Source organism: Crossiella sp. NPDC003009 (assembly GCF_053591555.1).
Genome location: NZ_JBSFUA010000067.1, coordinates 25,190 through 34,521 on the forward strand (window position 1 = coordinate 25,190; position 9,332 = coordinate 34,521).

General features: G+C 70.9%; 8 protein-coding genes. 3 read left to right on the top strand and 5 right to left on the bottom strand.

From position 1 onward, the window contains the following. Window positions 1-41 precede the first annotated feature (41 nt). Window positions 42-992: a pseudouridine synthase gene (locus ACWDY5_RS38435; protein WP_449727057.1), complete on the top strand. Its 951-nt coding sequence runs from the start codon at window positions 42-44 to the stop codon at window positions 990-992. Here ACWDY5_RS38435 and ACWDY5_RS38440 read toward each other — a convergent pair. Both ACWDY5_RS38440 and ACWDY5_RS38445 read right to left on the bottom strand, forming a co-directional pair. After that, window positions 950-2,185, bottom strand: coding sequence for an RNA polymerase sigma factor (locus tag ACWDY5_RS38440; protein WP_449727058.1), 1,236 nt, complete (start codon window positions 2,183-2,185; stop codon window positions 950-952). The two genes, ACWDY5_RS38435 and ACWDY5_RS38440, sit on opposite strands and share 43 nt — an antisense overlap. A gap of 37 nt (window positions 2,186-2,222) precedes the next feature. Further along, the gene (locus ACWDY5_RS38445; RefSeq protein WP_449727059.1) at window positions 2,223-2,720 is read right to left on the bottom strand and encodes a MarR family winged helix-turn-helix transcriptional regulator; all 498 of its coding nucleotides are present in this window, start codon (window positions 2,718-2,720) and stop codon (window positions 2,223-2,225) included. Window positions 2,721-2,817: 97 nt separating this feature from the next. Between ACWDY5_RS38445 and ACWDY5_RS38450 the strand changes: the two genes are divergently transcribed. Beyond that, a complete protein-coding gene (locus ACWDY5_RS38450; RefSeq protein WP_449727060.1) occupies window positions 2,818-3,066 on the top strand; it encodes a cupin domain-containing protein in 249 nt (82 codons plus the stop codon). A gap of 11 nt (window positions 3,067-3,077) precedes the next feature. After that, window positions 3,078-3,905, top strand: coding sequence for an arylamine N-acetyltransferase family protein (locus tag ACWDY5_RS38455; protein WP_449727061.1), 828 nt, complete (start codon window positions 3,078-3,080; stop codon window positions 3,903-3,905). Here ACWDY5_RS38455 and ACWDY5_RS38460 read toward each other — a convergent pair. Genes ACWDY5_RS38460 through ACWDY5_RS38470 form a run of 3 tightly spaced genes read right to left on the bottom strand, consistent with a single transcriptional unit; the run spans window position 3,878 to window position 9,104 of the window. Further along, window positions 3,878-4,522 (bottom strand): DUF6518 family protein, encoded by a 645-nt coding sequence (locus tag ACWDY5_RS38460; protein ID WP_449727062.1) that lies wholly within the window; start codon window positions 4,520-4,522, stop codon window positions 3,878-3,880. The genes ACWDY5_RS38455 and ACWDY5_RS38460 overlap by 28 nt on opposite strands. Before the next feature lie 8 nt (window positions 4,523-4,530). Then, entirely contained in the window at window positions 4,531-7,020 is a 2,490-nt protein-coding gene (locus ACWDY5_RS38465; RefSeq protein WP_449727063.1) for a DNA gyrase/topoisomerase IV subunit A, read from the bottom strand. A gap of 32 nt (window positions 7,021-7,052) precedes the next feature. Next, the gene (locus ACWDY5_RS38470) at window positions 7,053-9,104 is read right to left on the bottom strand and encodes a DNA gyrase/topoisomerase IV subunit B (RefSeq protein ID WP_449727064.1); all 2,052 of its coding nucleotides are present in this window, start codon (window positions 9,102-9,104) and stop codon (window positions 7,053-7,055) included. Window positions 9,105-9,332: the final 228 nt, after the last annotated feature.

The following is a 9,332-nucleotide window of genomic DNA, read 5'->3' on the forward strand; positions in this document are numbered from 1 at the left end:
CCGTGGGCGGCGCCCGGGCCGGGAGCCCGTACGCTGACCCGATGCGTCGCAAAACCCCGCCCCCGCTACCGCAGCGCTTCGGCCTGGACCCGGCCCGGATGCGCCTGCCGGAGGACGGGGCCTGGGCGACCGTGCGCGCGCACCTGGCCGACCGGTTGCCGCTGGTCACCCCGGCGGTGCTGGACGCGATGTTCACCGAGCGGCGGATCGCCGACCTGAACGGGCCCCTGGAACTGGACGCGCCGTACGTGCCGGGCGGGGTGGTGTGGTTCCACCGGGAGCTGCCGGTGGAGGCTCCGGTGCCCTATCCGATCGGGATCGTGCACCGGGACGAGCACCTGCTGGTGGTGGACAAGCCGCATTTCCTGGCCACCATCCCGCGCGGCAAGCACATCCAGCAGACCGCGCTGGTGAAGCTGCGCCGGGAGCTCGACCTGCCGGAGCTGAGCGCGGCGCACCGGCTGGACCGGGTCACCGCGGGGCTGGTGATGTTCGTGATCAACCGGGCGGACCGGGGCCGCTATCAGACGCTGTTCCGGGATCGGTTGGTGCACAAGGAATATGAGGCCGTCGCGCCGGTGAACCCCGGGCTGGTGCTGCCGATGACGGTGCGCAGCCGGATCCACAAGGAGCGCGGGGTGATCACCGCGCAGGAGGTGGACGGGCCGCCGAACGCGGTGACCACGTTGGAGCTGCTGGAGCAGCGCGACGGGCTGGGCCGGTACCGGCTGCTGCCGCTGACCGGGCGCACCCACCAGCTGCGGCTGCACCTGAGCAGGCTGGGCATCCCGATCCTGGGTGACGACTTCTACCCCGAGATCACCGACCGGCCCCTGGACGACTTCACCCGGCCGCTGCAACTGCTGGCCAAGACGCTGCGGTTCACCGACCCGATCACCGGCGAGGAACGGCACCTGATCAGCAGGCAGTCCCTGGCCGCGTGGACCGACTACCCGTCCTGGGCCAGCGCGGCCAGCCTGCGCCCCAGGTAGCGGCGTTCCGCCTCGGCGGTGACCAGTTTGAGCGCGTCCCGGTAGGCCTGCGCGGCCTCGGCGTCACGGCCCAGGCGGCGGAGCAGGTCGGCTCGGGTGGCCGGGAGCAGGTGGTAGCCCGCCAGCAGGCCCGACTCCTCCAGCTCCCGCACCAGCGCCAGGCCGGTGGCCGGGCCCTCGGCCATCGCGATCGCCACCGCCTGGTTGAGCCGCACCACCGGCGAGGGCACCCGGCGGGCCAGCTCGGCGTAGAGCCCGGCGATCTGCGGCCAGTCGGTCTCCGCCGCGGTCTTCGCGGTGGCGTGGCAGGCGCTGATCGCCGCCTGCAGCTGGTACACCCCCGGCCGGCCCCTGCGCAGCGCGGTCTCCAGCAGCGCCGCGCCCTCGGCGATCTCCTCGGCGTCCCAGCGGTCCCGGTCCTGCTGCTCCAGGGTGACCAGGTCACCGTTGGCATCCACCCTGGATGCGCGGCGGGCGTCGTGCAGCAGCAGCAAAGCCAGCAGCCCCAACGCTTCCGGCTCATCCGGCATCAGTCCACAAAGGACCCGGGCCAGCCGGATCGCCTCGCCGCTGAGGCCACCGCGCAGCAGGTCCTCCCCCGCCGTGGCCGAGTAGCCCTCGTTGAACAGCAGGTAGAGCACGCCGAGCACCGCGGTCAGCCGCTCCGGCAGCAGCTCGGCAGGCGGCACCCGGTACGGGATCCCGGCGTTGCGGATCTTGCGCTTGGCCCGGACCAGGCGCTGCGCCATGGTCGCCTCCGGCACCAGGAACGCCCTGGCGATCTCCGGGGTGGTCAGCCCGCACAGCGTGCGCAGGGTCAGCGCGACCCTGCCCTCCAGGGGCAGCGCCGGGTGGCAGCAGGTGAAGATCAGCCGGAGCTGGTCGTCGCGCACCCCGCCGTCGTCGGCGGGTTCGGGTTCCGGCGGTGGCAGGGCGGCCAGCTCGCGCAGCTTGGTCCGGCCGACCGCCTCGCGGCGCAGCCGGTCCATCGCCCGGTTGCGGCCCGCGGTGGTCAGCCAGGCGCCCGGTTTGCGCGGCACCCCGTCCCTCGGCCAGGTCTCCATGGCCTGCGCGAAGGCGTCCTGGGCGCACTCCTCGGCCAGGTCCCAGTCGCCGGTGACCCGGATCAGGGTGGCCACCACCTGCCCCCACTCGGTGCGGAAGGCATCGGCGAGGACCGTCTCCACCGTCATGGGCAGACGGTAGCCCGCACGGCCGACAGAAACCGGGTCAGCGCAGGCCGGCGAGCAGGGTGCGCATGATCTCGTCCAGCACCGCGCGCTGCTCGGGGGTGACCTTCGCGGTCAGCCGGTGCAGGTTGGCGATGTGCGCGGTGAAGGTCTCGTCGATGAGCTCGCGGCCCCGTTCGGTGAGCGCGATGAGGAAGCTGCGCCGGTCGCCCGGATCCAGCCGCCGCTCCACGTAACCGGCGCTCTCCAGGCGATCCAACCGGTTGGTCATGCCCGCGCGGGAGAGCATCAGCAGGTCGGCCAGCTCCGAGGGGGTCAGCGTGAACGGGGCGCCTGCCCGGCGCAGCGAGGTGAGCACGTCGAACTCGCCGCGGCGCAGCCCGTACTCGGTGAAGACCTTCTCCACCTCGGCCGCCAGCAGCTGGGTGACCTGCAAGGTCCGGATGAAGGGGGCCAGCGTGGAGACGTCGAGGTCCGGCCGCTCCCGGCGCCAGGCCGCCAGGATCTCCTCCGCGTCGGCCATCCCGTCAATGCCCATGCGGGCACTCTAGTTTGCCGCGAGATAGTTAGCCTCCGTACTATCAGCTGTGGAACTAGTGTTCTCACAGGGGAGCCGATGACCCGTGCTGACCGCGGTGCGCACCACCCTCCCGCCCGGGGCCGGCTGCCCGCCGCGCCGCTCCAGGGCCTCCGTGCTGCTCTACGTGCGCTTCGGCGCGCTGGACGTGCGCGTGGGCGACCGGATGGCCTACCTGGCCAACGGTGACCAGCTGGCCATCCCGGCCGGGGTCGAGCACAGCTGGCGGACTCCGGCGGACAGCAGCGCGGAAATCGTTGTGGTCACTGCGGAACTGCCCTTGACCTCCACCGCGCTGGAGGTATGAGACTGCGGGGCATGACTTCTCCGAAGCCACGGTCTGCCAACGACGAGTGGACCGTCGACGCCGTGGACGTGACCGCCTACCTCACCCGGATCGGCCACCCGCCGGTACCGGCCCCGACCGTCGAGGCGCTGCGCAGCCTGCACGCGGCGCACAGCCGGTCGATCCCGTTCGAGAACATCGACGTGCTGCTGAACCAGCATCCCGGCGTGGAGCTGCCGGGCATCGTGGCCAAGCTGGTGGGCCGCAGGCGCGGCGGCTACTGCTACGAGCACGGCCTGCTCTTCGCCGCGGTGGCCACCCAGCTCGGCTACCAGGTGCGGCGACGGATGTCCCGGATCGACCCGGACAAGCCGAGCTTCCGCACCCACATGACCCTGGTGGTCACCGCCGAGGGCCAGGACTTCCTGGTGGACATCGGGTTCGGCGCCGGCATGTTCCAGCCGATGCCGCTGGTCGCGGGACAGGTGACCGACCAGGCCGGGTGGAAGCACCGGCTGGTGCAGGACGGGCCGCTGTGGGTGCTGCAGAAGCAGGAGGCCAACGGCTGGCGGTCGCTGCACGGTTTCGAAGAGCAGGTGCAGCGGCCGGTGGACTACCTGGTGGCGCACCACTTCGTGGCCACCCACCCGCGCTCGCCGTTCTCCCAGCAGCTGGTCGCGATGCGCCTGGAAGAGGGCGTCAGCCACCGTTTGGTGGGCGGGCAGCTGACCGTGGAGCGGGCGGACGGGAGCACCGAGACCCGGCCGGTGACCCCGGCTGAGGCGGTGGCCCTGCTGCCGGAGCTCGGCATCGAGCTGACCGAGACCGAGCGTCAGTTGTTGTTGGACAGGATCAGCTGAAACAGCGGCGCGGCCGGGGCGCCGATCGCGGTCACCGCGGCGGCGACCCCGAGCGCGTACAGCCGGTCCTGGAAGGTGCGCGGCAGCAGCACTGCGGCCAGCACCCCGCAGCTGAGCATGGTGGCGCCCGCGATGACCTGCGTGTTGCCCGGCACGTCGGGGGCGATCACGAACAGCCGGTACAGGCCCTCCCACACCAGCACGCCGCCGATCACACCGATGCCGAGGAAGGAAAAGGGGCCGAGGCAGTAGCGGCGGCAGGCCCCGGCGTAGCCGAACACCGCGCCGGCCACCGCGGCCGCGCCGAACCAGATCCCGGCCTCGCCCAGGGTGGACCAGTCGAACTCCCCGCGCACGGCCACCGACAGGTACCAGCAGGTCAGGCCGATCCACAGGGCGACAGCGCCGTAGAGCGGGGAGCGCCACAGGCTCCAGCCGGTGCACGCGCCCACCAGGTAGGCGGTGGTGGCCCAGCTGGCGGTGGAGTTGGCCAGCCAGCCGAGGTGGAACAAATGGAACAGGAACGTCACCCCGCCGAGCAGCAGCCCGGCGAGGGTGACGATCAACCAGTCACGGCCGACCCTGGCGGGTTCCCTGGTGGCGGCCGGAGCGAGCATCGCTGGCCTCAGTCGCGTTCGATGAGGTGTCCCACGACGTCCGGGCCGGGGTGCGCGTGCCCGGACCCGTCCCGCCGCGGATCCGCCTCGGGCAGCTCCACCGGCGACCCGTTGCGGCCCGCGCCGGCCGGGCGGGAGCCGATCCAGGCCATCACCAGCTCGTGCTCGCCCTTGAGGAAGCGGTGCGAGCGGACACCGCCGGTGGCGCGGCCCTTGGCCGGGTACTCCGCGAACGGGGTGACCTTGACGCTCTGCCCGGTGGAGGTGACCACCATCGGCTCGCCGTGCTCGTCGTCGTCGGTGCGGACCGCGCCGAAGAAGACCGCCTTGGCCTCCTTGCCCAGGTTGATGCCTGCCATGCCGCCGCCCTTGAGGCCCTGCGGCCGGACCAGGCCGGCCGGGTAGCGCAGCAGGGAGGAGTCGCTGGAGACGAAGACGAGGGTCTCGCTGCCGTCGGTGAGCCAGGTGACGCCGACGACCTGGTCGCCGTCCTTGAGCGAGATGACCTCGAACTCATCGGAGCGGACCGGCCATTCCGGCGAGCACACCTTGACCACGCCCTGCTGGGTGCCGATGGCCAGGCCGGGCGAGCCGGTGGCCTGCTCGCCGAGCGGGGCGATGCCGACGACCTTCTCGCCCTTCTCCAGCGGCACCAGCTCGCTGGCGGCCATGCCGCCGGAGAGGGACACCGTGCCGGAGGCCTCCGGCAGCACCGGCAGGGGCAGCACGTCGGTCTTGAACGCCCGGCCGAGGCTGGTGACCAGCAGGACCTGGCCGCGGGCGGTGGAGTGCACCATGGCGGCGACCGCGTCGTGCTTGGTCCGGCCGTTGCGCCTGCGCGCCTCGGAGGCCTCCTCGGACTCCGCGGCGGTGCGCGCGACCAGGCCGGTGGCCGAGAGGATCACCTGGCACGGGTCGTCGGCGACCTCCAGCGGCCCGGCGGGCTTGGAGGCGGCCAGGACCTCCTTGAGGTCGCCGTCGATGAGCGCGGTGCGGCGCTCGAAGCCGAGGTCCTTGGCCACCTTGGCCAGCTCGGTGGAGACGACCTTCCGCAGCACCGACTCGTCGTCGAGGATCTTGGACAGCTCGGCGATCTCGGCTTGCAGCTTCTCCTGCTCGGCCTCCAGCTCGATCTTGTCGAACTTGGTGAGGCGGCGCAGCGGCGTGTCCAGGATGTAGGCGGCCTGGATCTCGGAGAGCGTGAACTGCTTCATCAGGCCGTCCTTGGCGGCCTGCGCGTTCTCGCTGTTGCGGATCAGCTTGATCACCTTGTCGATGTCCAGCAGCGCCCTGAGCAGGCCCTCGACCAGGTGCAGCCGTTCCTGCCGCTTGCGGCGGCGGAAGGAGGTGCGCCGGGTGACCACCTCGTACCGGTGCGCCAGGAAGACCTCCAGGAGCTGCTTGAGCCCGAGGGTCTGCGGCTGGCCGTCGACCAGGACCAGGTTGTTGATGCCGAAGGACTGCTCCAGCGGGGTGAGCCGGTACAGGTCGGCCAGCAGCGCCTGCGGGTTGACCCCGACCTTGCACTCGATCACCAGGCGGGTGCCGTTCTCCCGGTCGGTGAGGTCCTTGACGTCGGCGATCCCGGTGAGCCGCTTGGACTTGTTCACCTCGTCGGTGATCTTCTCGATGATCTTCTCGGGGCCGACGCCGTAGGGCAGCTCGGTGACCGTGATCGCCTGCCTGCCGCGGCTGCCCTCCAGCGGGCCGGTCTCGACCTTGGCGCGCATCCGGACCACGCCGCGGCCGGTCTCGTAGGCCTTGCGGACCTCGTCCAGGCCGAGCAGCATGCCGCCGGTGGGCAGGTCGGGGCCGGGCACGAACTCCATCAGCTTGTCCAGGCTCGCGCCGGGGTGGGTGATCAGGTGGCGCGCGGCGGCCACCACCTCGCCCAGGTTGTGCGGGATCATGTTGGTGGCCATGCCGACCGCGATCCCCGAGGTGCCGTTGACCAGCAGGTTCGGGAACGCCGCCGGCAGCACCGTGGGCTCTTGGAGGGAGCCGTCGTAGTTGGGGCGGAAGTCGACGGTGTCCTCACCGAGCTCGCCGACCAGCAGCATCGCCTCCGGGGACATCCGCGCCTCGGTGTAACGCGAGGCGGCCGGTCCGTCGTCCGGGGAGCCGAAGTTGCCGTGCCCGTCGACCAGCGGCGCGTTGAGCGCGAAGTCCTGGGCCATCCGCACCATCGCGTCGTAGATGGCGGTGTCACCGTGCGGGTGGTACTTGCCCATGCAGTCGCCGACCACGCGGGAGGACTTCACGTAGGCGTGGCTGGGCCGGTAGCCCTGCTCGTTCATGGAGAACAGGATGCGGCGGTGCACCGGCTTGAGGCCGTCCCTGGCGTCGGGCAGGGCGCGGGCGTGGATGACCGAGTAGGCGTACTCGAGGTAGGAGTCCTCGATCTCGGTCTTGAGCGAGTTGTCGAAGACCTTGGCGCCGGCCCGGTCGAAGGCGGCCGGGTCGACCTTGCTGCTCGTGCTGCCCTTGCGGCGTGCCATAGCTGTCTGGCTCCTCTGACGAAAACGTGCGCTCAGGCGTCGATCGCGGCCCGGTCGACCCGCGCGGCCGAGTCGACCAGCCAGTTGCGCCTGGGTTCGACCTTCTCCCCCATCAGCAGCTCAAGGGCCGCTTCGGCGGCCTCGGCGTCGTCGAGGGTGATGCGGCGGACCGAGCGGGTGGCCGGGTTCATCGTGGTGTCCCACAGCTCGTCGGCGTCCATCTCGCCGAGGCCCTTGAACCGGGGCACCGGCGTGACGATCTGCTTGCCGGCCTTCTCCAGCTTGGTGACGGTGTTCTCCATCTCCCGCTGGGTGAAGGTGAAGATGGTCTCGCTGTTGCGGCCCTTGGTGGTGATCTTGTGCAGCGGCGGCATGGCGGCGTAGAGCCTGCCGTCCTCGATCACCGGGCGCATGTACTTGGCGAACAGGGTGATCAGCAGGGTGCGGATGTGCGAGCCGTCCACGTCGGCGTCGGCCATCAGGATCACCCGGCCGTAGCGCATGGTGCTCAGGTCGAAGGTGCGGCCGCTGCCCGCGCCGAGGACCTGCACGATGCTGGAGATCTCGGCGTTGCGCAGGGTGTCGGCCAGGCTGGCCTTCTGCACGTTGAGGATCTTGCCACGCAGCGGGAGCAGCGCCTGGTACTCCGAGACCCGCGCCATCCGGGCCGAGCCCAGCGCGCTGTCGCCCTCGACCAGGAACAGCTCGCTGCGGGCCACGCCGGTGCTGCGGCAGTCGACCAGCTTGGGCGGCATGGCCGCGCCTTCGAGGGCGGTCTTGCGGCGGGCGGCGTCCTTCTGGTGCTTCTGGGTCAGCCGGACGCGGGCGGCGTCGACCACCTTCTGCAGCACGGTCTTGGCCTCGACCTTGCTGCGCTTGTCCTCGGTCCAGGCCTTGATGTGCCGTTCCACCACGTTCTGGATGACCTTGGTGATGCCGGCGGTGGAGAGCTCGTCCTTGGTCTGGGAGGTGAACTGCGGCTCGGGGATGCGCACGTGGATGACCGCGGTCATGCCTTCGAGCACGTCGTCGAGCTGGGGCAGGTCCTCCTTGGGCTTGAGCAGCCCCCGGGTCTTGGAGATGGCTTCCTGCAAGGCTTTCAGCGCGGCGCGGTCGAAGCCGCGGCGGTGCGTGCCGCCGTGCACGTTGCGGATGGTGTTGGTGAAGCACTCCACGGTGCGCTCGTAGCCGGTGCCCCAGCGCAGCGCGACCTCGACCTGGGCGACGCGCTCCACTTTGGACCGCATGACGCCGTTCTGGTCGGCGGCGTTCTCGGTGTAGGTGCCCTCGCCGTTGGCGTAGATGATCCCGGAGACCGGCTTGTCACTCGACGGCGTGAGGAACTCGACCATGTCGGTGAGGCCGTGCGGGTAGTGGAAGGTCTCCTCGGCGATGCCGCCCTCGGTGACATCGCGGAGCACGTAGGTCACGCCGGGCACCAGGAAGGCGGTGTTGCGCAGCTTGGTGCGCACGGCCTCGCGGTCCAGCGCGGCGCCGTTCTCGAAGTAGCGGGCGTCGTGCCAGTAGCGGATGGAGGTGCCGGTGGACTCGTTGCGCTTCATCTTGCCGGTGACGTTGAGCCCGGAGCGGCGGGTGAACTTGGCCTTGGGTCCGGGTCCGTCGAACTCGCCGGGCACGCCGTGCGCGAAGGACATCTCGTGCACCTTGCCCTCGCGCTTGACGGTGACGTCGAAGCGGTGGGACAGCGCGTTGACCGCGGAGGCGCCGACCCCGTGCAGGCCGCCGGAGGTCTTGTAGCCGGAGCCGCCGAACTTGCCGCCGGCGTGCAGCCGGGTGAGCACCAGCTCGACACCGGAGAGGCCGGACTTGGCGTGCACCCCGGTGGGGATGCCGCGGCCGTTGTCGTCGACCTGGACGCTGCCGTCGGCGTGCAGGGTGACCACGACCTTGGTGGCGTGACCGGCGATGCCCTCGTCGGTGGAGTTGTCGACGACCTCGGTGAACAGGTGGTTGACACCCCGGCTGTCGGTGGACCCGATGTACATGCCGGGCCGTTTGCGCACGGCCTCCAGACCCTCCAGGTGGGTCAGGTCGTCGGCCCCATAAAGGGTCTCAGCAGTCACAGGGTCGGTCTCCCGGATCGTGGCACAAGGTGATTCGCCAGCATGACACCGTACTTGAGCCTAGCCGGGGGCTCTGACAGTCCTGGTGGCGACCGGCACGGCGACGGCGTGGTCGTGTGCGGCGGCCCTCGTGCGTGAGCGCCGGAGTCCAGGTTGTTCCTGGCGGTGGCGCCGGTGATGCCGCCTACCGGGCGTACCGGCCTTTCCGTTCACTGTCACCGTGCGGTT

Coding starts and splice junctions, on each gene's coding strand:
- ACWDY5_RS38445 (WP_449727059.1), bottom strand. CDS start 2,720: ATGGGCATTGACGGGATGGCCGACGCGGAGGAGATCCTGGCGGCCTGG.
- ACWDY5_RS38435 (WP_449727057.1), top strand. CDS start 42: ATGCGTCGCAAAACCCCGCCCCCGCTACCGCAGCGCTTCGGCCTGGAC.
- ACWDY5_RS38460 (WP_449727062.1), bottom strand. CDS start 4,522: ATGCTCGCTCCGGCCGCCACCAGGGAACCCGCCAGGGTCGGCCGTGAC.
- ACWDY5_RS38440 (WP_449727058.1), bottom strand. CDS start 2,185: ATGACGGTGGAGACGGTCCTCGCCGATGCCTTCCGCACCGAGTGGGGG.
- ACWDY5_RS38455 (WP_449727061.1), top strand. CDS start 3,078: ATGACTTCTCCGAAGCCACGGTCTGCCAACGACGAGTGGACCGTCGAC.
- ACWDY5_RS38465 (WP_449727063.1), bottom strand. CDS start 7,020: ATGGCACGCCGCAAGGGCAGCACGAGCAGCAAGGTCGACCCGGCCGCC.